This is a genomic window from Rhodococcus sp. TAF43, from assembly GCF_052113525.1.
In the GTDB taxonomy this organism is placed as follows: Bacteria; Actinomycetota; Actinomycetes; order Mycobacteriales; family Mycobacteriaceae; genus Prescottella.
In genome coordinates this window covers 76,032-100,095 of sequence record NZ_JBFRDL010000007.1, presented here as the reverse complement: position 1 = coordinate 100,095, position 24,064 = coordinate 76,032, and the positions used below count along the sequence as shown (strand labels likewise).

20 protein-coding genes are annotated in these 24,064 nt (G+C 69.4%); 13 read left to right on the top strand and 7 right to left on the bottom strand.

The window, feature by feature from the left end:
• Nucleotides 1-54 precede the first annotated feature (54 nt).
• The 5 genes from AB4Z09_RS07500 (at nucleotide 55) to AB4Z09_RS07480 (ending at nucleotide 9,770) form a co-directional block, all read left to right on the top strand.
• Nucleotides 55-1,503, top strand: coding sequence for a TIGR02677 family protein (locus AB4Z09_RS07500; RefSeq protein ID WP_442239476.1), 1,449 nt, complete (start codon nucleotides 55-57; stop codon nucleotides 1,501-1,503).
• A complete protein-coding gene (locus AB4Z09_RS07495; RefSeq protein ID WP_174910107.1) occupies nucleotides 1,500-2,915 on the top strand; it encodes a TIGR02678 family protein in 1,416 nt (471 codons plus the stop codon). The genes AB4Z09_RS07500 and AB4Z09_RS07495 overlap by 4 nt, the downstream gene beginning before the upstream one ends.
• Before the next feature lie 13 nt (nucleotides 2,916-2,928).
• Nucleotides 2,929-7,101 (top strand): TIGR02680 family protein, encoded by a 4,173-nt coding sequence (locus tag AB4Z09_RS07490; protein ID WP_174910105.1) that lies wholly within the window; start codon nucleotides 2,929-2,931, stop codon nucleotides 7,099-7,101.
• Between the two features lie 390 nt (nucleotides 7,102-7,491).
• Complete coding sequence (locus AB4Z09_RS07485; RefSeq protein ID WP_254622921.1) at nucleotides 7,492-8,322, top strand: glycoside hydrolase family 19 protein; 831 nt, start codon at nucleotides 7,492-7,494, stop codon at nucleotides 8,320-8,322.
• A gap of 191 nt (nucleotides 8,323-8,513) precedes the next feature.
• Nucleotides 8,514-9,770, top strand: coding sequence for an Nramp family divalent metal transporter (locus AB4Z09_RS07480; RefSeq protein WP_174910101.1), 1,257 nt, complete (start codon nucleotides 8,514-8,516; stop codon nucleotides 9,768-9,770).
• A gap of 12 nt (nucleotides 9,771-9,782) precedes the next feature.
• Here AB4Z09_RS07480 and AB4Z09_RS07475 read toward each other — a convergent pair whose 3' ends face one another.
• Entirely contained in the window at nucleotides 9,783-10,751 is a 969-nt protein-coding gene (locus tag AB4Z09_RS07475; protein WP_442239452.1) for an antibiotic biosynthesis monooxygenase, read from the bottom strand.
• A 12-nt stretch (nucleotides 10,752-10,763) separates the two neighbouring features.
• Nucleotides 10,764-11,330: a nucleoside deaminase gene (locus AB4Z09_RS07470; RefSeq protein ID WP_174910097.1), complete on the bottom strand. Its 567-nt coding sequence runs from the start codon at nucleotides 11,328-11,330 to the stop codon at nucleotides 10,764-10,766.
• Nucleotides 11,331-11,541: 211 nt separating this feature from the next.
• Between AB4Z09_RS07470 and AB4Z09_RS07465 the strand changes: the two genes are divergently transcribed.
• Nucleotides 11,542-12,819, top strand: a complete 1,278-nt coding sequence (locus tag AB4Z09_RS07465) for an ATP-binding protein (protein WP_174910095.1) — start codon at nucleotides 11,542-11,544, stop codon at nucleotides 12,817-12,819.
• A gap of 6 nt (nucleotides 12,820-12,825) precedes the next feature.
• Here AB4Z09_RS07465 and mshC read toward each other — a convergent pair whose 3' ends face one another.
• The gene (gene mshC, locus AB4Z09_RS07460; protein WP_174910093.1) at nucleotides 12,826-14,067 is read right to left on the bottom strand and encodes a cysteine--1-D-myo-inosityl 2-amino-2-deoxy-alpha-D-glucopyranoside ligase; all 1,242 of its coding nucleotides are present in this window, start codon (nucleotides 14,065-14,067) and stop codon (nucleotides 12,826-12,828) included.
• 98 nt (nucleotides 14,068-14,165) lie between these two features.
• Between mshC and AB4Z09_RS07455 the strand changes: the two genes are divergently transcribed.
• Both AB4Z09_RS07455 and AB4Z09_RS07450 read left to right on the top strand, forming a co-directional pair.
• Nucleotides 14,166-14,795: a TetR/AcrR family transcriptional regulator gene (locus AB4Z09_RS07455; RefSeq protein WP_442239451.1), complete on the top strand. Its 630-nt coding sequence runs from the start codon at nucleotides 14,166-14,168 to the stop codon at nucleotides 14,793-14,795.
• Nucleotides 14,796-14,800: 5 nt separating this feature from the next.
• On the top strand, nucleotides 14,801-15,964 hold the full coding sequence (locus AB4Z09_RS07450; RefSeq protein WP_442239450.1) for a hemerythrin domain-containing protein: 1,164 nt from the start codon (nucleotides 14,801-14,803) through the stop codon (nucleotides 15,962-15,964).
• Between the two features lie 40 nt (nucleotides 15,965-16,004).
• Here the strand turns inward: AB4Z09_RS07450 and AB4Z09_RS07445 are convergent, their stop codons facing one another.
• The 4 genes from AB4Z09_RS07445 to AB4Z09_RS07430 are packed head-to-tail and all read right to left on the bottom strand — an operon-like array spanning nucleotide 16,005 to nucleotide 19,052.
• Entirely contained in the window at nucleotides 16,005-16,826 is an 822-nt protein-coding gene (locus tag AB4Z09_RS07445; protein ID WP_174910088.1) for an SCO1664 family protein, read from the bottom strand.
• Between the two features lie 5 nt (nucleotides 16,827-16,831).
• Nucleotides 16,832-17,425 carry a DUF3090 domain-containing protein gene (locus tag AB4Z09_RS07440; RefSeq protein ID WP_114723061.1) on the bottom strand — a complete coding sequence of 198 codons (594 nt, stop codon included), beginning with the start codon at nucleotides 17,423-17,425 and terminating at the stop codon, nucleotides 16,832-16,834.
• Between the two features lie 40 nt (nucleotides 17,426-17,465).
• Nucleotides 17,466-18,170, bottom strand: coding sequence for a histidine phosphatase family protein (locus AB4Z09_RS07435; RefSeq protein WP_442239449.1), 705 nt, complete (start codon nucleotides 18,168-18,170; stop codon nucleotides 17,466-17,468).
• 36 nt (nucleotides 18,171-18,206) lie between these two features.
• On the bottom strand, nucleotides 18,207-19,052 hold the full coding sequence (locus AB4Z09_RS07430) for an undecaprenyl-diphosphate phosphatase (protein WP_174914681.1): 846 nt from the start codon (nucleotides 19,050-19,052) through the stop codon (nucleotides 18,207-18,209).
• A gap of 219 nt (nucleotides 19,053-19,271) precedes the next feature.
• Here AB4Z09_RS07430 and AB4Z09_RS07425 point away from each other — a divergent pair, with 219 nt between their 5' ends.
• From AB4Z09_RS07425 to AB4Z09_RS07405, 5 genes are all read left to right on the top strand, one after another.
• Complete coding sequence (locus tag AB4Z09_RS07425; RefSeq protein ID WP_442239448.1) at nucleotides 19,272-20,207, top strand: aldo/keto reductase; 936 nt, start codon at nucleotides 19,272-19,274, stop codon at nucleotides 20,205-20,207.
• A gap of 116 nt (nucleotides 20,208-20,323) precedes the next feature.
• Entirely contained in the window at nucleotides 20,324-21,007 is a 684-nt protein-coding gene (locus AB4Z09_RS07420; protein WP_174910083.1) for a biliverdin-producing heme oxygenase, read from the top strand.
• Nucleotides 21,004-22,023 (top strand): heme/hemin ABC transporter substrate-binding protein, encoded by a 1,020-nt coding sequence (locus AB4Z09_RS07415; protein WP_174910081.1) that lies wholly within the window; start codon nucleotides 21,004-21,006, stop codon nucleotides 22,021-22,023. Before AB4Z09_RS07420 ends, AB4Z09_RS07415 begins: the two co-directional genes overlap by 4 nt.
• A complete protein-coding gene (locus tag AB4Z09_RS07410; RefSeq protein WP_174910079.1) occupies nucleotides 22,020-23,078 on the top strand; it encodes a FecCD family ABC transporter permease in 1,059 nt (352 codons plus the stop codon). The genes AB4Z09_RS07415 and AB4Z09_RS07410 overlap by 4 nt, the downstream gene beginning before the upstream one ends.
• Entirely contained in the window at nucleotides 23,078-23,944 is an 867-nt protein-coding gene (locus AB4Z09_RS07405; RefSeq protein ID WP_174910077.1) for a heme ABC transporter ATP-binding protein, read from the top strand. The genes AB4Z09_RS07410 and AB4Z09_RS07405 overlap by 1 nt, the downstream gene beginning before the upstream one ends.
• Nucleotides 23,945-24,064: the final 120 nt, after the last annotated feature.

Genomic DNA, 24,064 nt, shown 5'->3' with positions numbered 1-24,064 from the left:
TCAGGTGACCCTCGCACGTCCTCCGGCGGTGATTTCGCCGTGCGCGAGGACCGGCTGCGGCTGTTCTCCTTCACGACCGCGGAGAAACGCGCCGAGTACCTGTGGGTGCTCCGCGCCTTCGACCACGCGCGTGCCAACTACGTCGTCCTGTTGCACGCCGGTGAGGTCGCGGAGATCCTGGGTCGGATCTCCGGCGACGACCCGGCCGCAGCGCTGACATCCACCGAGATCACCCCGCTGCTGGAGCAAGTGCACACGTGGGGCGTGCTCGAACGCAGCTACGACGGCAGTCGCGCCTCAACTCTCGCGGAGTACCGGAACCGTCATTTCGTGTACCAGTTCAGTCAGGCCGGCTACCTGGCCTTCCGCGCCGTCGAGGATCTGCTCGGTGCCCGGCTCGAGGATGCGACGCTGTCTCGACTGGCACTGCCGGATCTCCTCGCCGATCTCGAGGAGCTCGCCGAAGCCAACCGTCGCGGCGACGGGGATCTCATCTACCGCAAGCTCGCCCGGCTGGACTCCACGCTCACCGACATGGCGGCACGGGCGGCGCAGTTCTATCTCATGCTCGGCGACCTGGTGCGCACCACCGAGATCACGCCCGAGGCGTTCCTGGCACACAAGGACGCCCTGTTGAGCCACATGCGCGAGTTCAGCTCCGACCTGGCGCGGTACGCACCGAAGCTGCGCGCGGCCATCGAGGCGGTCGAGGCCACCGGCATCGCGTCCCTCATCGCGCGGGCGGCGGCCAGCGACGATCGCGTCTTCCTCTCCCGCGAGGAACGCGAATCCGATTGGAACGCACGCTGGTCGGGCCTGGCCCAGTGGTTCGTCGGGGTGTCGGGTCCCAGCGAGTCGGATCGTCTGAGGGAGGGGACGATGAGCGCGATCGCCGCGGTGTTGTCGCTGTTGCGCCGGGTCACGGAGACCCGGCGGGGCGGCGTGAGCCGCGAGAGTCAGCTGCGGCACCTCGCCGGGTGGTTCGCTGCCACTCCCGACGAGGATTCGGCGCACGCCCTGTTCCAGCTCGTCTTCGACCTCGGACGCCCGCGGCACCTGTCGATGGTGCATCCGGATGCCGACATCATCCCCGACTCGCGGTCGTGGTGGGACGCGACGCCCGTCGAGATCTCGCGCACGCTCGCCGAGACCGGTCGCGCCGCGCAGCCGGGCATGCCGTCGCGGGTCCAGCGCAACGAGGGCAGCATCCGACGACTTCGCGAGGAACAGTTGGCAGCTCAGCGTGCCCGCGCCGTCGCGGCGTCGTCGCTGGCCGCGTCCGGAGCCTACGACCGGGTCCTCGACGCCGACGAGACCGACGTGCTGCTGAGCCTGCTCAATGCCGCGCTCACCGCGCGAGTGCCGGTCAGTGGCACCGTGCCCAGCTCGACGGGGTCGGAGAACGGTGTCCGGCTCACGCTGCGCCCGCACGGCGAGACGACGGTGGTGCAGACCGTCCGTGGCCGGCTGCATCTCGACGGACTGCAGGTGAGCGTGCAGTGAGGTCTCGTTCCGTCTCGCCGCTGGACCTCGACTCGTACCAGCGGGCCGCCCGGGTGATCCTGTCGAATCACCTGGTGACGCAGACGTATCCCGACCGACTCGCGCTGCCGCTGCTGCGGCGGTGGGCCACCGAACTGCGCGACGACCTGCTCGACCTGTTCGGATATCGGCTCGAGGTCACCGAGACCACCGCCCGCCTGTTCACCGTCGCGGACCGACTCGAATCGGGAATCCCGGCACGCACCGCCAACGACCGGACGTTCGACCGGCACCGCTACGCCTACCTCGCCTTGGCGCTCGCGGCGCTCGGCCGGGCCGGCAACCAGATCACCCTGTCGGAGTTGGCCGACCACGTCGCCGCCGAGGCCGCGCAGGTGCCCGGCGTGACGCTGTCCACCGACCGGGCCGCCGACCGCGACGCGTTCGTCGATGCCGTCGGCTGGCTCGCGGCCCGCGGCGCGATCGTCCTCGCCGACGGCGACGCCGGCGGCTGGGCGTCCAATCCCGATGCGGGCGAGGCTCTCTACGACATCGACCGGTCGGTCGTCGTCGCCTTGTTCCGTCCGCCCCGCGCACTCCAGCACCTGACCTCGGTCCGGACGTTGCTCTCGGGTGAGAAGGCACCGCAGGACGACGACCTGATCGGCCTGCGCACCGGAGATCCCCGCGAGACCGCACGGCGGATGCGACGGGCCCTCGTCGAGCGGCCGGTGGTGTACGCGGACGAACTGACCGACGACGAGCGACTGCAGCTCGCGCTGCCCCGCACCGCCGCCGATGTCGAGGAGCTGACCGGACTGGTCGCCGAACGCCGGGCCGAGGGGATCGCGATGATCGACCCGTCGGGCCGCATGTCCGACATCCGGTTCCCGAGCACCGGCACCGTCTCCCAGGTCGCGCTGCTGCTCGCCGGCGAGATGGCCGATCGGGTCCTCGACCTCGACGCGCCCGGTCTCCCGCGCCGCCCGCTGCCCGAGTCGAACCAGCGCGAGGTGATCGCCCGACTCGACGCGGCCATTCCGAGCGCGGGAATCTTCGAGGAGCTCGCCGAGCACATCGATCCTGCCGACCACGACGACGACACCGACGAAGGCGATCGACCCGAGCCGGCGTTGTACTCGATGCTGGACGACGCCTGGATCGCGGCGGCCGTCGACGAGTTGGTGCTGCGCTTCGGGCGCACCTTCGCGGCGCAGTGGCAGGCCGACCGGCAAGGATTGAAGCGCAATGCGATCGCACTGCTCCATCGCCTGCAGTTGATCCGGGTGGTCGACGGTGGTGTCCTGGTGCTGCCGACGATCGCGCGGTTCCGCGGCGTCGTGGTCAACATCCGGGACCGCACCGCCCAGTCCGAGCTGTTCGACGAACCCGTTCCCAGCGAATCCCACGAGAACGCACCCGTAGAGAAGTAGAGGCATCTTTCGCATGGCACACGCGCGCTTCAAGCCGACCCGCGCCGGGATCGTCAACCTGTGGGACTACCGCGACCAGGAGTTCTCGTTCGCGGACGGGCGTCTCGTCCTGCGTGGACCCAACGGTTCGGGCAAGACCAAGGCGCTCGAGGTGCTGTTCCCGTTCGTCTTCGACGGCCGCATCGAGCCGCGCCGCCTGAACCCGTTCGCGGGTGAGGAACGCACGATGAAGTCGAACCTGCTGTATCGAGGCCAGGATTCGGCGCATTCGTACGTGTGGATGGAGTTCGCGCGCGGCTCGCAGGACGACCCGGAGGCCGTCACGGTCGGAATCGGAATGCGCGCGAGCCGCCAGAACGACAAGGTCACCCGCTGGTACTTCGTCGCGGAAGGCCGCGTCGGCGTCGACTTCTCCCTCCTCGGTAGCGACGACCGGCCGCTGACCAAGAAGCAGCTCGCGGAGCAGCTCGGCAGCGACGCCATCACCGACCGTCCTGTCGACTACCGAGCCGCCATCGACGCCCGGCTGTTCGGGCTGGGCACCGAACGCTACGACCAGCTCATCAACCTCATCCTGACCCTGCGCCGCCCGCAGCTGGCCAAGAACCTCGACCCGAAGGGGCTGTCGCAGGCCCTCACCGACGGCCTGCGCCCCCTCGACGAGCAGCTGGTGCTCGAGGCGGCGCGTTCCTTCAGCGACATGGAGGAGGTGAGTCGCGCGCTCGAGGGTCTCGCCGCCGCCGACCAGGCCGCGCACAGCTTCGTGACGGTGTACTCGAAGTACCTGAGCCAGCAGGCCCGTACCGACGTCGAACAGGTCTCCCGGCGCATCGAGTCGGTGGAACGAGCGAAGACCGTGCTGGACGAGGCCGTCGCACTGCAGACGTCCCGGCAGGAGGAGCGGCTGCTCGCCGAGGGTCGGTTCACCGCCGCCGAGCGCGCCCTCGAACAGGGCCGCGCCGACCTCGAGACGCTGCAGCGGTCCGGGGCCTACGAGGGCAAGCAGCAGCTCGACGACCTGGCTGCCGCCGTCGCACAGCTCAAGTTGTCCACCGAGCAGCAGGCCGACAAGGCACGCCGGGCGCAGGCGACGCTCGAGCAGCGCACGGACGAGGCCACGCGGGCATCGGATTCGGTGAAGCGGGCGACTGCCGAGCTGGTGCGCGCCGAGGAGCAGCTGGCCGAGGCCGCCGAGCAGGCCGGCATCGTCTGGAGCCCGCTGCCCGACGGGGCGCGGTCGGACCAGATCACCACCGCGGTCCGTGGACACGCCGAGGAACGCGATGGCGACGTCCGCGCGGTCCGGGCGGCGCTCGCCACGGTCGACAAGGCCGGCACCGAACGAGCGCGGGCCGATCGCGCCGCCGACAAGGGCCGCGAACTGCTCGAGGCGGCGCAGGCGGCGGTCGCCGAGGCCGAGGCCACGGTCGCGTTGGCGCGGGCCGATTGCGCCGCCGCGCTGCGGGCCTGGTGGACCGAGCATTCGGCGGAGTACGCCTCGATCGGGGTGACCGCCGACGTGTTCTCCGCGCTGGACACCGCGCTGTCGCTGGCCGGCGAGGACGACTCCCCCAGCCTCACCACGGTGCTGCACGAGCGGACGCAGTCCGCCCTCGACGACCAGCGCGCGCGGCGGCGGCACGCCGTGACCGAGCAGGCCGCGGCCACCGAACGGATCGCCGCGCTGCGCGCCGACCGCGATCGCGTCGCGGCCGAGAAGGACGATGCCCCTGCGCGATTCGCGTTCCGTACCGGCGATCGGAGCGAGCTGTCCGGGGCCCCGCTGTGGCGGCTGGTGCGCTTCGCGGACGGCGTCGAGCCCGCGGTGGCCGCGGGCGTCGAATCCGCGCTGGCCGCCGCGAACCTGCTCGACGGCTGGGTGTCGGCCGGAGACAGTGCGCAGCCGGACGCCGAATCCGAGCAGTTCCTGGTGCCACTGTCCGAGGCCCTGCGGCCGCAGGGCCCGACCCTGGCCGACGTCCTCGAGGTGGAACCCGATGCCGGAGTCCCGGAGGAGGTGGTGCAGGCGATCATCGAGTCCATCGCGCTCGACGGCGCCGGCGCCGCGAGCGCCGGCGCCGTCGGAGTAGGGGTGGACGGCCGGTTCTGGCAGGGCGTGCAACGCGGCCGCCACGTCAAGGCGGACGCCGAGTACATCGGCACGACCGCACGGAAGCGGCGCCGAGCACAGCGGATCGAGGAGATCGCACAGGAAATCACCGAAACCGAGGCGCGGCGCGACACCGCCCACGCCGAGGAGTCCGAGACGACCGCGCTGCTCGACCGGATCTCGACCGCCGGGAAGTCGCTTCCCCGCACGTCCGGGGTCCTCGCCGCGATCAAGAAGCTCACCGAAGCCGCCGGCGCGCTCCGCAGCCGGTCCGAGTCCACCGCGAGCGCCGGCGAGGAACTCGATCATGCGATCGCGGACCATACCGCCAAGGACAAGGAGCTCCGCGCGGTCGCCGTCGCACATCGCATGTCGCACCAGGCGCGCGACATCGACGCCGTGGCGGCCTCGATCCGGCACTTCGAGAGTCGGGGCGAGCAGCTGCTGCGCTGCCGTCGCGAGCAGGAGAAGGAACTCGAACTCCACCGGGAGGCCGTCGACCGGCTCGAGGAGGCCCGCGGTAACACCGAGGAGTTCGTCGAGGAGGCTGCAGTCGCGGAGGAAAACTACGCGCAGCAGATCTCGCGTCTCGAGACGCTCCGGGAGGCCCTGGGCTCGAGCGCCGAGCAGATCGATGCCGACCTCGAGCAGGTTCGCGCCCGGATCGAGGTCTGCAAGACCGAGCAGCGATCCGCACGCAAGGCCTACGACGCGGCCGTCGAGCAGATCGGCAAGGCCGAGGGCGCCCACAGCGCCGCAATCGAGGCGCTGCGCAGCGCGCTGACCGAGACGCGCACCGATGTCGACCGCCTCGCACCCTATGCGCGACGCGATCTACTCGATCTTCTCGGCGTCGAGGGCTCGCACTCGTGGCCCCAGAGCAGTGCCGCGTGGCTCACAGCCGACCAGCTGGTGTACCGGATCGCGACGGAGGGCGACGTGGAATCGCCGATCCTGCCGCCCGAGGTGGACGCGCTGTACCGCGCGATGGATGCGGCGACCGCCTCGGTGAAGACCAGCGAGAACGCCAAGAAGGCCACCCGCTCGGCGCTCACCGCGGCGCTGCAGGACTTCGACGCCCAGCTCGCGGCGGCCGGACAGGACTATCGCCTGCAGTGGGACGCACCGGACGGTCTGACAGTGGTCCGCGTGCAGGACGACCAGGGCTACTCGTCGATCGGCGAGTTCGCGACCCGGATCGCCGCGGCCCGCCAGGACCAGGAGGTACTGCTCACGGACTCCGAGCGCCGCATCCTCGAGGACGCTCTGCTCACCGGACTGGCACAGCAGATCCACGAGCGCACCGCCGACGCCCGCGACCTGATCGCCCAGATGGGCGCGGAGATGCGCGAGCGGCGCATGTCGTCGGGCAGCACGATCGGCGTGCACTGGGTCCTCGCCGACAACCTCGACGACAGCTCGCGAGCCGTGTCCAAGCTCCTCGACCGGGCCCCGTCGGCCCTGAGCGCCGACGAACTGGCGACCGTCCGGGCGCACTTCGCGGCTCAGGTGCGGATCGCCCGCGCCGCCCATCCCGAGCGGTCGTACCCGGAGATCCTCGCCGCCGCGCTCGACTACCGACGGTGGCGGGTGTTCTCCTTCACACTGATCGGCGGCGACGGCAGCGAGGACCGCCTCACCGTCGCCCGGCACAGCGCACTGTCCGGCGGTGAACAGTCGGTGTCGCTGCACCTGCCGCTGTTCGCCGCGGCACACGTGATGCTCTCGTCGGCCGATCCGCACTCACCGCGCCTGCTCGGCCTGGACGAGGCGTTCGCCGGTGTCGACGACAACGGCCGCAGCGAACTGCTGGGGCTGAGCGTCCAGTTCGACCTGGACCTGTTCATGACCGGATACGACCTGTGGATCACCTACGGCGGTGTGCCGGGGTGCGCACACTACGACCTGGCGCACTCGACCGCCGAGCAGAGCGTCAGCGCCGCGCTGCTGGTGTGGTCCGGCGGCGAACTGCTGGCCGAGCACGACGGCAGTGATCTGGCCCGGGCACTGGGGTCACCGATGCGGCGACGCGTCCCGGCCACCGCGGAGGGCGGCCTCGAATTCGCCGAGGTCTAGTCGGGCGAATGCGGCTCACCGGGCGGGGAGAAGACGAATCCGACCGGTGGCCGTCATCGTCGAATGAACCCTTTACCAGCGAATTATCGGCATGTCCCGTACCGACACGCCGATCGTTTTGTGATCTGCGCCACAACCCGAGCCCAGAGTGACCCTCGCCTCTATGACTTGAACATTCCGTGTAACGGCCTGTTATCTGGTTGTGACATTGCCGTGACCACCGAGTGATCTTCGGTCTCGATCTCGTAGACCACTGCCGATTCTACCGGTGCTCACGCCCGACGTGGCTGCCCCGTTGCAGCCCCAAGCCGGAGCAGAGCCTTGCACACCTCCCCTGAATGCACTTCCGAAAGCACGCCCGACCAGACGACGTCCACCCCACGTAGCCTTATGTCACGAGTCCGCATCGCCGGTCTCGCCACCGCGACCGTCGCCGGACTGTGTGTCGGCAACCTCGCGATCGGACCAATCGCATCCAGCTCAGCAGAGACCCTGCCGACACCGGCCGCAGCGGTGCAGTTCCTCGACACGACCAACCTGCGGAAGGCGCTCGACCTTCCCGAATCGACCTCCGCGGCGGCCCCCGTCGCCCAGGCCCGTGTCATGCCGGCCCTCGGGTCGGCCGATCCGGCCGCGCCGCCTGCACCGGCGGCCGCGCCGGTCGCCCCCCCGGTCGCACCGGCGCCACCCAGCCCCGCATCGGTCACCCTCGACGAGCTCGTGAGCATCGTTCCGCAGGTGGCGCCCGACCAGCTCGCACAGTACGTCGCGCCGCTCAACGAGGCGCTCGCCAAGGCGGGGATCGACACCCCCGTCCGCAAGTCCGCCTTCATTGCCCAGCTCGTCGTCGAGTCCGACTCCTTCCGTACGTTCGAGGAGTACGCCTCGGGCCGCGCCTACGAGGGCCGTGCAGACCTGGGCAACTTCGCGCCCGGCGACGGCGAGCGGTACAAGGGTCGCGGCGCGATCCAGGTGACCGGCCGGCACAACTACCAGAGCGTCAGCGACTACCTCGGCATCGACTTCGTCGCACACCCCGAGTTGATGGCAACGCCGGAGAACGCGTTCGAGACCGCCGCGTGGTACTGGCAGTCCCGCAACCTCAACGCCACGGCGGACACCGCCGGCATCGAGCAGGTCTCGCGGGTCGTCAACGGCGGAACCCACGGCCTGCCGCAGCGCATCGACAGCTTCATGCGGGGACTCGCCGTCCTCCACTGACCCACCCATGAACGAAGCCCTCTTCCGACTACGAACGGGGGCTTCGTTCGTTCCGTGAGTAGGCGCTCCGCCCCCGGGTGGGTAACACCCTCGCTTGAAAGTTCGGTCAACCGAACTCTATAGTGCGTATACGCGAACCGACGTGGTCGGTGCTCGCGGAATGCCCCGGAGAATTCAGCGAGCGGAGTCCAGTGAGCACCGAGACCGACGCATCCGCCGCACGGCGACGCAAGGGCGGCGGTCTCCGCTCCGCCGCCCTGCTCGGGCCGGCGTTCGTCGCCGCCATCGCCTACGTCGACCCCGGCAACGTCGCGGCGAACCTCACCGCGGGCGCGAAGTACGGCTACCTGCTGATCTGGGTGCTGGTCCTCGCGAACGCCATGGCCGTGCTGATCCAGTACCTGTCGGCGAAGCTGGGCCTGGTGACCGGACGGTCGCTGCCCGAGATGCTGGGCCAGCGCCTCCGCAAGGGCAACCGCCGGGCCTTCTGGCTGCAGGCCGAGGTGATGGCGGCGGCCACCGACCTCGCCGAGGTCATCGGCGGCGCCATCGCCCTTCATCTCCTGTTCGGCCTGCCCCTGTTCGTCGGCGGTCTCGTCACCGGCGTGGTCTCGATGGTCATCCTGTCGATCCAGTCCCGCCGTGGACAACGCACGTTCGAATTCGTGGTCATGGGCCTGCTCGCGATCATCACGATAGGGTTCCTCACGGGCCTCGCGTTCACCGATGTGTCGGGCAAGGAGGCCGTCGCCGGACTCGTCCCCCGATTCGAGGGCGCCGAGACCGTCCTCCTCGCGGCGAGCATGCTCGGTGCGACGGTCATGCCGCACGCCATTTACCTGCACTCCGCGCTGGCCCGAGATCGCCACGGCGCCGCCGGACACGGGCCCCGTCTGCGTCGACTGCTGCGTGTGACCCGCTGGGATGTCTCCGGCGCCCTCATCATCGCGGGCGGCGTCAACATCGGCATGCTGCTGCTCGCCGCGTCCGCCCTGCGCGGCGTCCCCGGCACCGACAGCATCGAGGGTGCTCACGCCGCGATCCAGGCGGCGCTGGGCCCCGGTGTCGCGGTGGTGTTCGCGATCGGACTGCTCGCCTCCGGTCTGGCCTCGACCTCGGTGGGGTGCGCTGCCGGATCCGAGATCATGCACGGACTGCTGCACGTGCGGATCCCCGTCCTCACCCGCCGGGTCGTGACGCTCATCCCCGCACTGATCGTGCTCGGGATCGGGGTCGATCCCACGTATGCACTCGTCATCAGTCAAGTCGTGCTGAGCCTGTGCATCCCGTTCGCGCTGGTGCCCCTGGTGCGGATGACGTCGGATCCCGAACTCATGGGGCCCGAGCGCAACGCGTCGGCGACGACCGCGCTCGCCTGGGTGTCCGCGGGTCTGATCATCGCCCTCAACGTGGCCCTGCTGTGGCTCACCGTCACCGGATCCGGCTAGGCCGCGGGCCGCTCACGGCAGCGTCCACACCACCGTCGTCAGGAGCCAGAACACCGCGGCCGCGAGGGTGAGGAAAGCCACCGACACCACGAGGCCGAGAGTGTCGATCCGCCGGTCGGTGTGGTCGCCGGGTTCGAGCCAGAAGTGCAGCGCGCGCGTGACGATCGGCATCACGACCCACGTGAGCAGGCCCACCGACGCGATGTTGCCGATCAGCAGGCTCAACCACAGCGGCGCCGCGGGCCACACCTCGTCGATCGTGATCGTCAGCACCACGACCAGCGGATAGAGACCGACGAGCACCGACATCGCGGTCTTCCAGGACGGCACGGGCGCGACTGCGCCACCGGGAGACGGGAACCACGACCCGTACGGGTTCGGAATGGGTCGCAGGCTGAAGTCCCGGAACTCTCGCCCCTCCGCGAGCAGCGTGGCCCGCTCCGGCGACCCGAGCCAACGGTCCAGGTCGGTCTGCGAGTCGAACGTGAACAGGATCGYCCATTCGTCCTGGACACCCGGGATCGGCGCATGCAGTTCGGAGCCCCGGAACCCCGGGAAGCGCTTCTCGGCCTCGGTGATTCGCCGCTGCCACGACAGGAACTCCTGCTCTCGACCGGGCACCGGCGGATGTGCCACGACGACGGTCACCGTCTCCCGAGCCTCGTCGTCGACGAGCACGTGTTGGGTGGGCTCCCGCTCGAACAGCGGGCCGGCGCGGGAGACGAGGTCGCGGCGGTGTTCGCTGCCCAGCCAACGTTGCAGATTGGCCACCGAGTCGAACCGGTAGACGACCGACCACTCGTGCCCACCGTCCGCGGGCCGGGCGATCTCCGTCCCAAGGAATCCGTCGAATCCTGCTGCCGCCGTGTCGACTTCGTGCTGCCAGCGCCGAAAGTCCGGCTCGCGGCCGGACCGGAGCACGTGGGTGACCACCACGGTCGCCGGGGCGCGACGTGGCGATCCGGCATCCGAGGCGACCATCGCGGTGACGGCTCAGTAGGGGTGCTTGTCGGACTTCTCGGACCACACCGCGTACGCGGCCGCCCCCAGATCCTGACGCACCTGTTCCATCTTGATGGATCGCTCCCCGTACGGACGGGTGAAATCGTCGTACTGGAACGCATCGTCGAACCCGATGGCGGTGGTCGCGGCCAGGTCGCTCGCGAAGTACATCGCGTCCAGGCGGGACCAGTAGATCGCGCTCATGCACATCGGGCACGGAGCACCGCTGGTGTAGATCTCCATCCCCATCAGCATCCGGGCGCGCTCGGGAACACGATCCGGTGAGCCCTCGGGGCGCGGAACCAGTTTCAGCGTCGACTGGTCGAGATGCTCGGCCGCGATGCTCGGAGCCTCGGCATTGAGCACCAGGACCGCCTTGCGGATCGCCTCGATCTCCCCGTGCGCGGTGACGTCACCGGTCAACAGCACCCGGTTCTGACCGCGCGCCACGATCTCACCGTCCTGGGAGATCACCGCGCCGAAGGGGCCACCCCAGTTGTTCGTCACCGACTCGATCGCGAGCCGGCATGCCTCGTTCATGAGTTCGTCTGGTGTCATGGCCGTTTCGCCTCCGGAGCGTCGCAGTACCCCTTCCCACAATTTACCGAGCCGGTGAGCCTCACCACACGACTTCGGCGCCGATCAGGGACGCGAACTGCCCAAATGCGCCGTTCCCGGCACCGCCTCGCGACCGCCGACGACCTGACACCGCAGCGCTCCGGGTGTGTACTGGGTACACCCGCTGCCGATCGAGCCGAGGTGAGCGCAGATGCCGGTCTGGCGATTGCGAGACTTCCAGAACGACGACCTGGATCAGGCGATTCAGGTATGGGACCAGAGCCGGTCCCCCGGGTCCCCCGAGCCCGTCTTCACCCTCGCCGAGGTGATGGCGGCCGCACGTGCCGGTCAACCGGCCGTGGTGGCCGCCGTCGGCGACGAACTCGTCGGCATGGCTGTCGCGCAGGTCCACGGCGAACGCGCGTGGATCCTGCTGGTCGCGCTCGGATCCCGCTGGCGCAACCGCGGCATCGGCAGCGCGCTGCTCGCCAACCTGGAACGTCGGCTGCGCAGCGCCGGCGCCCATCGGATCTCGGCGGTCCTTCCGGAGGCCGCGACCGGGTCCGCCGCGTTCGAACACTCCGGGTACCTCCGCCGCGACGGACTGGTCTACTACGAACTGCTCGAGCCCCTCGGCCCGGACAAGACTCTGCTGAGCGAACTGGGTGGCCGGGTGATGCCGAACGGGTTGTGGCAGACGATGTCCGGAATGGAGGACGTCAAGGCGGTCATCGAGCGGCGGATCGTCTCGCCGCTCGAAAACCCGGACCTTGCAGACCAGTACGGCGTCCAGCCGCCGAAGGCGGTCATCCTCTTCGGCCCGCCCGGTACCGGAAAGACCAGCTTCGCCAAGGCCATCGCGTCCCGGCTGGACTGGCCGTTCGTGGAACTGTTCCCCTCCCGCCTGGCCGCGACGTCCGAGGGCGGCCTGGCGGCGTCGCTACGCGAGGTGTTCGCCGACCTCGCCGAACTCGACGAGGTCGTGGTGTTCATCGACGAGGTCGAGGAGATCGCCAGTGCCCGAACCGGACTCGCCACCAGCCCGGCACACGGCGTCACCAACGAACTCCTCAAGCTGATCCCGGCATTCCGGGAAGCGGAGCGTCGGTTGATGGTGTGCGCGACCAACTCGGTCCATTCACTGGACTCCGCGTTCCTGCGTCCCGGCCGATTCGACTACGTCATCCCCGTCGGACCGCCCGACGCGCCCGCACGCCGCGCCGTGTGGCAGCGCTACCTGGGCGCGTCAGCTGTCCACGTGGACCTCGACCGACTGGTCGAGGCCAGCGAACTGTTCACCCCCGCCGACATCGAGTTCGCCTCCCGGAAGGGCTCGCAGGCCGCGTTCGAACGCGAGGTGTCCGAACGCTCGGGCCGGCCGGCCACCACCGAGGACTACCTCGCGGCGATCGCCGACACCCGGCCGACACTGACCACCGAGATCCTCACCGAGTTCGAGGAGGACCGGGAACGATTCACGCGGCTGTGACCGCGCTCAGCGCAGGTCGACGCCCAGCAGCGCGTCGACCGCCGCCGCGAGTGCGGCCGGCGCGGACTCGTCCGGTCCACCGTGATCGAGTGCCCGGCGGGCCCAGCCGTCGATCGCATCGAGCGCCTTGGGCGTGTCCAGGTCGTCCGCGAGATGCTGCCGCACCCGGGCGATCGTGTCCTCCGCCGAGGGTGCGGACTCGACCACAGCGGCCTTGCGCCACAAATCCAGCCGGGCCTGCGCCTCGGCGAGCACCTGGTCGGTCCACGCCCGGTCGGTCCGGTAGTGGCCCGACAGCAGACCGAGCCGGATCGCGGCCGGATCGACACCCTCACCGCGCAGCTTCGAGACGAACACCAGGTTGCCGCGGCTCTTCGACATCTTCTCGCCGTCGAGCCCGATCATGCCCGTGTGCACGTAGTGGCGCGCGAAACGCTCCGTGCCCGTGGCGGATTCCGCGTGGGCCGCCGAGAACTCGTGGTGCGGGAAGATCAGGTCGCTGCCGCCGCCCTGGACGTCGAAACCGGACCCGATGCGGTTCAGCGCAATTGCGGCGCACTCGATGTGCCAGCCGGGACGGCCTGGACCGAACGGCGACGGCCACGACGGCTCGCCGGGGCGCTGCGCGCGCCACACCAGGGCATCCAGCGGATCCTGCTTGCCCGGGCGGTCGGGGTCGCCGCCACGCTCGGCGAAGAAGTGTTCCATGGTGGCGCGGTCGTAGCCGGACTCGTACCCGAACTGCGCGGTGGCGTCCGCCCGGAAGTACACGTCGGGGTACTCGGGGTCGTCGACGATGTACGCCGCACCGGATGCGACGAACTTCTCGACCAGCTCCACGACCTCGTTGATCGATTCCACCGCGCCGATGTAGTCGCGCGGGGGCAGCACCCGCAGCGCCTCCATGTCCTCACGGAACAGCGCAGTCTCCCGCATGCCGAGCACGATCCAGTCCTCGCCGTCGCGTGCGGCCCGCTCGAACAGCGGGTCGTCGACGTCGGTGACGTTCTGGACGTAGTGCACATCGTGACCGGCGTCCCGCCAGATCCGGTTCACCAGGTCGAACGTCAGATAGGTCGCGGCGTGCCCGAGGTGGGTCGCATCGTACGGCGTGATGCCGCACACGTACATCTTCGCCACCTGACCGGGAGTGACCGGCCGGACTTGCCGGTCCGCGGTGTCGTAGAGCCGGAGGGCCGGGCCCTGACCGGGCACGGACGGGACAGCGGTATCGGACCAAGACTGCATGGGCACGAGCCTAGTGGACCGGTGTTTCCGTACTCGCAGCCGCCGCAGATCGCTGGAATGCTGTTGTAATGAATATATGCTCGTCCTAGGATGGGAGTGTGACCAGGACAAATCCCCGGCGCTACGACTCCCCGTTACGCCAGGAGATGGCCGGGCGAACCCGCGATGCCGTGCTCGCGGCGGCAACACGACTGTTCGTCCAGCGTGGGTGGTCCGGTACGTCGATGCGCGACGTGGCGGCCGAGGCGGGGTGCGCGATCGAGACTGTGTACAGCAGCGTCGGCAACAAACGCGCACTGCTGAAGGTCGCGCTCGACATCGCCGTAGTCGGTGACGACGATCCGGTGCCGCTACTCGACCGCGCCGAGTTCCGCGCCATCGGCCAGGGCGGTCTCGCCGAGCGTGCCGCGGCGACCGGCCGATTCACGGCCTGGATCTTCCGACGGACCGCGCATCTCGACCGCGTTCTGGCTCATGGCGCGTCCAACGACGCCGAACTCGCCGAACTCCTCGCGAAGAACCACGCCGACCACCGTGACTCGGTGGAGGCCCTGGCCACCGCGTTGGCTCGTAGACCAGTGACAGCGACCGAGATCGACGGGCTGACCGCGGTGCTGAGCAACGAGGTCTACCTCCGGCTCACGGATGGGTCCGGATGGTCCGACCAGCACTACGAAACCTGGGTGGCCGAGACCGTCGTCCGGCTGCTCGACCTTTCTGAGGAGTAGCCATCATGAACGCCGGAACAGACCTCGAAGGACCGGCTGACACCCGTGTCATGGGAATCGTGCACTCCGCTCTCCGGCGTGATCTGGCCCGAGCGCGGGACACGCTCACGAGCTGGCCCGCGCCCTTCGATGCGCAACGTATCGCGATCGCGGACCACCTGCTGTGGATGATGAAATTCCTCCATCACCACCACGAATCGGAGGACAACCACCTGTACCCGCTCGTCCGGCTGCGCAACCAGAAGGCGTACCCCCTGCTCGACGAGATGAACGCCGACCACCGGTCCATCGTCCCGGCGATGCAGCGCGTGGAGGAAGTGGCCGGCGCATACCGTGATTCGGCGGAGGCAAAGGATGCCACCGTTGCAGCGATCGACCGGCTGAGCGAGCTGTTGCTGCCGCACCTCGAGCGTGAGGAGCGTCAGATGATGCCGATCGTGTCGGCGACGATCACCGAGGCCGAGTGGCGGGAGTGGGACGAGGAATTCAACATCAAGCCGCTCGGTCCGATCGAGTTGTTCGACGAGGGGTTGTTCATCGTGGACGACGCCGAGCCGGACGACCGGCGGGCCATCGTGCAACTCGTGCCGGCGATCCCGCGCTGGCTGATGCTCCACGTGATGATCAAGCGCTACCGGCGGGCGGCGTTCCGACGGTGGCGATCGGCGGAGTTCTCCCCACTGAAGTCACCACTCGGCGGCCGCCACGAGGTGACGACCTCGGCGTCCCCGGAGGCGGTCTGGAACGTGCTCGCCGACGTGACCCGAGTCCGCGAGTGGAGTCACGAGTGCCACGCCGCACGGTGGCTCGACGGGGTTTCGGCCGCATCGGTCGGCGCGCGGTTCCGGGGCAGCAGCAAGGCCGGATTCGTGCGATGGAGCCGAACGTGCACCGTCACCGAACTCGACGCTCCCCGCCAGATGGTGTGGGTGACAGACGGCGGAATCTACGGCGACAACACCGAATGGCGGTTCGTGCTCGAGCCGACGGATTCGGGAACCCGGATCGTGCAGTCCTATCGAATCATCAACCTGCCGACCTGGTTCGACCGGACGATTTCGCTGACGGTGCCTGCCCACCACGATCGCAGTGACGCACTACAAGGTGACCTGGTTCGGCTGGCACGACTGGCCGATCGGGAGGACGCGTCGCGAATCGGCCCGAACTGAGCGTCGGATACCGCTGGAACCGTCGGAACCGTTGGAACGACTAGAACGCGGGCCAGGGAATGGGCCGGGATCCGACGGGATGTGGCATCACCGGTGCCGCGACCAGCGCCCGCGCACGGTCGCGGAGAGCGTCGACCTCACGGGCCGTGATGTGCCGGGCGAGGACGGCCGGGAACACCTCGCCCTCGAGCCGCTCCGCGAACCCGGCCACGTCGGCCATCAGGTCGTCCCCGATCGGCGAGCCCGCCCAGCCCCACAGGACCGTGCGGAGCTTGTTCTCCTCGTGCAGGCAGATGCCGTGGTCGACGCCGTACACCGACCCGTCGACCCCCTCGAGTGCATGCCCGCCCTTGCGATCGGCGTTGTTGAGCAGGATGTCGAGGACCGCCATCCGCTGCAGCCGGGGATCGTCGGCGTGGATCAACGCCACCTCGGTGCCCTGGACGTCGAGGGCACGCAGCACCTCGAAGAAGCCGGGCGGCACCTCCTCGGGAGGGCAGATGTCCACCAGATCGAGCTGCCCGCCCGACTCGGGGTGACGGTCCGGGGTCTCGACCCACTGCTGCACCATGCCGGGGCCGAACGGACCGTCGCGCAGGATCGTGCGGGGGATCACGCCCCAGCCCAGCTCCTCCGAGATCAGATACGACGCCACCTCGCGGCCCGCGAGCGTGCCGTCCGGGAAGTCCCACAGCGGGCGTTCACCCCGGATCGGCTTGTACACGCAGCGCACCGACCGGCCGTTCGTGGACGCCTCACACACCAGCGTCGCGTTACTCGCGTGGACGATCCGACCGACCAGCGTCAGTTCACCGTCCGCGAGCAGTTCGCGGGCCGCGGGATCCGACGGGTCGATCGACACCGCAGTCAGAGCTCTTCTCCGAACTCGACGGACGAATCGAATCCCGCAATCCGCCGGTATCCGTTGGTGCGAATGCAGACGTGGCCGTCCGCGGTGAGTGGCTCGCCACACAGCGGGCACGGGGCACGACCCGCGGCGACCACGCGCTCGGAGCGCAACGCGAACTCGCGCGCCTGGATCGGGGTGAGGAACACCCGCACGGCGTCGGGGCCCTCCTCCGCATCATCGAGGACGACCGATTCGTCGAACTCCGTCTCGCTGACCGCGAGCAGTTCGACGACGACGGACTCCGCCTCGGCATCCCAGCCGAGGCCCATCGTGCCGACCCGGAACTCGACGTCCAGCGGTGTCAGGAGCGGGCTGAGGTCACCGAGCTCGCCCGCCTCGGGCGGCACCGCGGTACCGAACCGCCGGTGGACCTCCTCGAGCAGGAGACCCATCCGATCGGCGAGCACCTGGACCTGCTGCTTCTCGAGCAGCACGCTCACCACCCGCGCGTCGTGCACGGCCTGGAGATAGAACGACCGGTCGCCGGGTTCGCCGACCGTCCCCGCAACAAATCGATCAGGGGTGCGAAAAACATGTATCGCGCGTGGCATTGCACCTCCTCGAATTCTGCGTACCGCTTCATTATCCGCCCTACTGTCCCAGCGGCCGATCATTGCCGACCTCACCGCCGGGCACCGACTCCTGCGCGTCGTGTTTCCCGCCGCCGGCGCCGTTCAGGCCGGCGAGGTCGCTCCCGGTGTCGTTCATCCGCAGGACGAACGGTCGRGTCGCCGTGTACCGCACGATGCTGATCGATGCCGGCTCGGTGACGATGCGCTGGAATCCGTCGAGGTGGCTGCCCACCGCGTCGGCGAGCACCGACTTGATCACGTCGCCGTGGCTGCAGGCGATCCACACGACGTCCCTGCCGTTCTCCTCGGCCAGGCGCCGGTCGTGTTCTCGCACCGCGGCCACCGCACGGGCCTGGACCTGCGCCAACCCCTCACCGCCGGGAAAGACGGCGGCCGACGCGTGCTGCTGGACCACCCGCCACAGGGGTTCCTCGACAAGGTCCTTCAGGCTCCGGCCGGTCCACTGTCCGTAATCCACCTCGGCCAGTCGCTCGTCGGTCCGCGGCGTCAGCCCCCGGTCGATCGCGAGCGGGGCGACGGTCTGCTCGCACCGCAGCAGCGGCGACTGCACGATCTCCGCGATCGCGACACCCGACAGCCGGTCGATGAGCCCCTTGGCCTGCTCGACCCCGACGTCGTCGAGTGCGACGCCCAGCGAACGACCGGCGAGGGTGCGCGAGGTGTTCGCCGTCGAACGTCCGTGTCGGAGCAGGATCACCGTCATGGGCTACAGCCTAATGGCGTCCCGCTCCGACACCGGTCACGTCGCCGAGACCACGCCGGTCGCGAGCAGTGCCAGCACGACGACACCGAGCACGATGCGGTAGCCGACGAACCAGTACATCGAGTGGTTCACGACGAAGCGGAGCAGCCAGGCGATCGAGGCGTACCCGATGGCGAACGCGATCAACGTCGCCACCAGCAGCTGCGGCCCGGACGCGATCAGCCCCTCCCCCTCCGGCTCGAATGCGTCGGGGAGACTGAACAATCCGGAGGCGACCACCGCGGGGATCGCGAGCAGGAACGAGTAGCGAGCCGCGGCCTCACGGGTGAGGCCGAGGAACAGGCCGGCGCTGATGGTGCCGCCGGAGCGCGAGACGCCGGGGATCAACGCGAGTGCCTGTGCGGAACCCATGATGATGCCGTCCCGGGCGCGCAGGTCCTCGATCGGCCGGGTCTTGCGCCCGTAGTACTCGGCGGCCGCGATCACGAGCGCGAAGACGATCAGCATCGTCGCGATCAGCCACAGGTTCCTTGCGCCGGTGCGGATCTGGTCCTTGAACAGGAAGCCGAGCACACCGACCGGAATGGTGCCGATGATGACGTACCAGCCCATGCGGTAGTCGAGGTCGCCGCGGTGCTCTGCATGGAACAGTCCGCGGAACCAGGCCGCCACGATGCGGCCGATGTCCCGGGCGAAGTACAACAGAACCGCGGCCTCGGTGCCGAGCTGTGTGACCGCGGTGAACGACGCACCGGCGTCGGTGCCGAAGAAGATCTCCGAGACGATCCGCAGGTGGCCCGACGACGAGATCGGCAGGAACTCCGTGAGCCCCTGCACCGCGCCGAGAACGATCGCCTGGAGCCAGGTCATGGCCTCCCCGATCACGCGAGGGACCCCGGGCCACTCGCGTCGAGTGAGGTGCGGCGGATCAGGTTGCGGGCATCCGTATTACACGCGTGTGGTCCAAGTTTCACCGGACAGACGGTACCCGGCGTGGCTGTACTCGGCGCGCCGTGCGCGCTACTAGTGTTCTTCACACCGGCGGGCGTTGTCCTGCCGGTGAAGTCAGCTGAAACATCCGGTGTCGAGACGTGGGCGGTTATGGAATACAGAGCGGTGGGAACGAGCGGTCTGCGCGTGTCGAGGCTCGGGCTGGGGACCCTGCACTGGGGTCGGGATACCGACGGTGACGAAGCTGCGGCACAGCTGTCCGCGTTCGTCGATGCCGGTGGCACCCTCGTCGACACCTCGCCCGCCTACGGCGACGGGAAGGCCCAGCGCCTGCTCGCGGAACTGCTCGATGACGTGGTGCCCCGCGAATACCTGATCCTCGGTGGTAGCGCCGGAATCAATCCGTACGCGCACAACGGGCAGCGCGTGGACTGTTCCCGCCGCGGTCTGCTCGCGCAGCTGGATTCGACACTGCGCGAACTCGGCACCGACCACCTCGACATGTGGCAGGTAGCGACGTGGGATCCGCTGACCCCGGTGGACGAGGTCGCGTCGGCTCTCGACCATGCGGTCAGCAGCGGCCGCGTCCGATATACGGGGGCCCGCGGCTACCTGGGCTGGCAGCTCGCGACCGCGGCGGGCTATCGCGGGCCGGGGCGACTGGTCGCGACCCAGGCCGAGTACTCGCTCCTCGCCCGCGGTGTCGAGGAAGAGCTGCTTCCCGCCGCGGCTCATCACGGCATCGGCGTGTTCGCCGCGGTTCCGCTCGCGGGCGGCGTCCTCACCGRCAAGTACCGGGACGGGATCCCGGCCGATTCGCGCGGCGCGGACGAGCAGCACGCCGCCGAGGTCCGCAGCTACCTCACGGAGTCCTCGGTCCGGGTGGTCGACGCGGTCCTCACCGCGGCCGACGGTCTGGGCACGTCACCGCTCGCGGTGGCACTCGCATGGGCGCGGGACCGGCCCGGTGTCGCGAGCGCGGTGGTCGGCGCACGAGATCTCGCCCAGCTCACCGGCGTGTTGTCCGCCGAGGAGCTCGAGTTGCCGGCGGCGATCGCATCGGCGCTCGACGACGTCAGCGCCTGATCGGTCGAGCGTCCAACTTTCGATTGATTCAGGGTGATTAGTGACGACAACGATCGCGAGGATAGGCTAACCTCGTAGCCGTTGTGTCTGACGAATGTCATCGTGAAGGAGATCACATGGACGTGCTCGACCAGGGTACCGAGGCCGGCGAGCTCGCCGGTTTCGCCGAGCGCATCAAGACCGAGACCGATGCGGCTCACCGCGCCACCGAGCAGTCCCGATTCGTGGGCGATCTCCTCGCCGGCAAGCTCACCAAGGAGGGCTTCGCGGCCCTACTGGCACAGACCTACCTCGTTTACGAGGTGCTCGAGCGCGCCGCCGACACCCACGTCGCCGACCCGATCGCTGCGCCGTTCATCGCTCCCGAGCTCGTCCGCCTGCCGGCCCTCGCGGCCGACCTCGAGTTCCTACTCGGCCCGGCCTGGCGYGACCAGCTGGTCGCGACTCCCGCGACCGCGGCGTACGTCGCGCGCCTCGAAGAGGTCGCCTTCACCTCCCCGGCCGACTTCGTCGCGCACCACTACCTGCGCTACATGGGTGACCTGTCCGGCGGTCAGATCATCCGACGCATGCTCGAGCGCGCGTACGGCTACGAGGTCGACGGCCTGCGGTTCTACATCTTCGACCAGATCGCCAAGCCGAAGGTGTTCAAGGACGAGTACCGCGCCAAGCTCGATCAGGCACCGCTGTCCGCAGACGAGCAGGCACGTTTCATCAGCGAGGTCAACCTCGCGTACGGCCTCAACGGCGGCCTGTTCGCCGATCTCGAGGCCGATATCGATCGCTACCTTGTGAAATGAGATCTGCGCTCTCCCGGCTCCTCGTCGTGGCCGCCTCGGCCGCGACCGTAGTCTCACTCGCGGCCTGCACGTCCGTCGCGACCGACGAAACCGCGCAGCACGGCCAGACCACCGCGGTGGTCGCCGACGCCGATCCACGACCGGTTGCGGACAGCCCGACCCCGCAACTTCCGGTCACGGTGCGCAGTTTCGACGGTGTCGACGTCACGATCAACGATGCCAGCCGGATCGTGACGGCCGACCGATACGGCACCCTGACCGAAACGGTGTTCGCACTGGGTCTCGGTGACAACGTCGTCGGTCGCGACACTGCATCCGGTTTCCCGGCCGCGAAGGACATCCCCAACATCACCCCCGGCGGACAGGCGATGAATGCCGAGGCGATCCTGAACCTGTCCCCGACCGTGATGCTGACCGACACCAGCATCGGCCCCAAGTCGGTACAGGATCAGCTCCGCGCTGCCGGGGTTCCGGTCGTCTACTTCGATCCCACCCGCACCCTCGAAGGTGTGCCGGGGCAGATCACCGCGGTGGCCGCGGCGTTGGGCGTGCCCGCACAGGGAGAGCAGCTCGTCGCACGGACCGAGCAGGAGATCGCCGACGCGAAGGCGTTGGTTCCTGCCGGTTCCGAGGCGCTGAAGATCGCGTTCCTCTACATGCGTGGTCCCTCGATCACGATGCTCGCCGGACCCGGTTCCGGTGCCGACTCGCTGATCGAGGCGCTCGGCGCCACGGACGCGGGCACCGCTTCGGGCCTGACCAGCGAGTTCGTCCCGATCACGAGTGAGGCCATGATCGCGGCGGCACCCGACGTCATGCTGATGATGAGCGGTGGCCTCCAATCCATCGGTGGAGTCGACGGCCTGGAGAAGGTTCCGGGTATCGCGCAGACTCCGGCCGGCCAGAACAAGCGGGTCGTGGACATGTCCGACACCATGCTGCTCAGCTTCGGCTCCAACACCGGCCAGGTGCTGGCGGCGCTGGCCGAGGCGATCTACCACCCCGACGCGGAATGAGTACCTCGGTAGCCAGCCGGCCCCGGGTGCGGCCCGGCACGGTCATCGTCGGGCTGGTAGTCCTGCTGGCCGTGCTGGCCCTCGCGTCGGCCTGCATCGGTCAGGTGCCGACCAGCCCGGCCGAGGTCCTGGGCAGCGTCCTGCACCGCATCGGGCTCGACATCGGACCGATGCCGTCGCATCCCAGCGGCGAGGTGACGCTGTGGCAGGTGCGGTTCCCGCGCGTGATCCTCGCGATCCTCGTCGGCGCGGCGCTCGGCTGCTCGGGAGCCCTCCTGCAGGGCGTGTTCTCCAACCCGCTCGCCGAGCCGGGCGTCATCGGCGTCTCGGCCGGCGCCGCGGTGGGTGCCAGTGCCGCGATCGTGCTGGGCGGCGCATTCACCGCCGGACCGGCCGTCGCGGGCTCCGCCTTCGTGGCGGGACTGATCACGACCACCCTCGTCTACCTCCTCGCCCGTTCCGGCGGCCGAACCGAGGTGGTCACCCTCGTGCTCACCGGCGTCGCGATCAACGCGTTCGCCGGAGGACTCATCGCGTTCTTCACGTTCGTCGCGAGCCCCGCTGCCCGCGACCAGATCGTGTTCTGGCAGATGGGCAGCCTCAACGGCGCCAGCTGGAACGCCGTCGCGATCGTCGCCCCGATGGCGATCGCGGGCATCGCCGCGTCGATGCTGATCGCCCCGAAACTCGACCTGCTCGCCCTCGGCGAGAGCGCGGCGCGGCACCTCGGTGTCGACGTCGAGAAGCTGCGACTGATCGCGATCGTGATCGTCGCGGTGCTGGTGTCGTCGGGCGTCGCGTTCACCGGCATCATCCTGTTCGTCGGCCTCGTCGTACCGCACGTGATGCGCATGCTCGTCGGCCCCGGGCATCGACTACTACTGCCCGCGAGCGTGCTCGGTGGCGCAGTGGTCCTGCTGGCCGCCGACCTCGGCTCCCGCACGCTCGTGGACAACGCCGACCTTCCGCTCGGCATGCTGACCTCGCTCGTGGGTGGACCGTTCTTCTTCTGGCTCCTGCGCCGCACCCGTTCCCGTCAGGGCGGGTGGGCGTGATGGGCTCGATGATCGACCGCACCCGAAGCCTGTTCGGCCGCGCCACCGACGTCCCCGCGCGCACCGAACGCGGCGCCGTGACGATGCGGGCCACCGGGATCAACGTCGAGCGGGGCGGACGCACCGTCCTCGACGGCGTCGATCTCACGGTCCGCTCCGGTGAGGTGCTCGCACTGGTCGGCCCCAACGGCGCCGGCAAGTCCACGCTGCTGGCGGCGCTGTCGGGCGACCAGGCGGTCGCGGCGGGCACCGTCGAACTCGACGGCAAGCCGCTCGGCGACTGGACACCGTCGGACATGTCGCGCCGGCGCGCTGTGTTGCCGCAGCAGCACACCGTGGGGTTCTCGTTCACCGCCCGCCAGGTGGTCACGATGGGGCGCGCGCCGTGGCAGCGCACCGGGCGGGACACCGACGACGACAAGGTCATCGACGAGTGCATGGACATCTGTGACGTCCGACACCTCGCGGACCGGCCGTTCAGCGTCCTCTCGGGCGGCGAGCGTGCGCGCGTCGCACTCGCCCGTGTGCTCGCGCAGGACACCGAGACCGCCCTCCTCGACGAGCCCACCGCGGCCCTCGACCTGGGTCACCAGGAGTCCGTGATGCGCATCGCCCGCGACCGGGCGGCCGACGGTGCCGCCGTTGTCGTCGTGCTCCACGACCTGGGACTGGCCGCGGCGTACGCCGACCGGATCTGCGTCCTCGAGAACGGCCGTGCGGCCGCCGACGGACCACCGGCCGAGGTGCTCACCGAGGAGTTGCTGTCCCGCGTCTACGGCCATCCGGTCGAGGTGTTCAGGCACCCCCGGTCGGGCGCCACGCTGGTGCTCCCGCGCCGGGACGGCACACCGGCCGCCGGGGAGTGAGTGTCGTACGCCTCACGTCCGGGGTGACTCGGATTCCGGCCGGTCCGGTCGATCATGGATGCTAGAAGGCGAGCACACACGCACCACACGGCAGCACTGCTGCAGCATCCGAGGAGCACA

Excerpts from the sequence above, each read along its gene's own strand:
- AB4Z09_RS07405 (WP_174910077.1), top strand. The coding sequence starts at position 23,078 with ATGGGCTCGATGATCGACCGCACCCGAAGCCTGTTCGGCCGCGCCACC.
- AB4Z09_RS07410 (WP_174910079.1), top strand. The coding sequence starts at position 22,020 with ATGAGTACCTCGGTAGCCAGCCGGCCCCGGGTGCGGCCCGGCACGGTC.
- AB4Z09_RS07450 (WP_442239450.1), top strand. The coding sequence starts at position 14,801 with ATGAACGCCGGAACAGACCTCGAAGGACCGGCTGACACCCGTGTCATG.
- mshC (WP_174910093.1), bottom strand. The coding sequence starts at position 14,067 with ATGCAGTCTTGGTCCGATACCGCTGTCCCGTCCGTGCCCGGTCAGGGC.
- AB4Z09_RS07440 (WP_114723061.1), bottom strand. The coding sequence starts at position 17,425 with ATGCCACGCGCGATACATGTTTTTCGCACCCCTGATCGATTTGTTGCG.
- AB4Z09_RS07470 (WP_174910097.1), bottom strand. The coding sequence starts at position 11,330 with ATGACACCAGACGAACTCATGAACGAGGCATGCCGGCTCGCGATCGAG.
- AB4Z09_RS07485 (WP_254622921.1), top strand. The coding sequence starts at position 7,492 with ATGTCACGAGTCCGCATCGCCGGTCTCGCCACCGCGACCGTCGCCGGA.
- AB4Z09_RS07465 (WP_174910095.1), top strand. The coding sequence starts at position 11,542 with ATGCCGGTCTGGCGATTGCGAGACTTCCAGAACGACGACCTGGATCAG.
- AB4Z09_RS07490 (WP_174910105.1), top strand. The coding sequence starts at position 2,929 with ATGGCACACGCGCGCTTCAAGCCGACCCGCGCCGGGATCGTCAACCTG.
- AB4Z09_RS07415 (WP_174910081.1), top strand. The coding sequence starts at position 21,004 with ATGAGATCTGCGCTCTCCCGGCTCCTCGTCGTGGCCGCCTCGGCCGCG.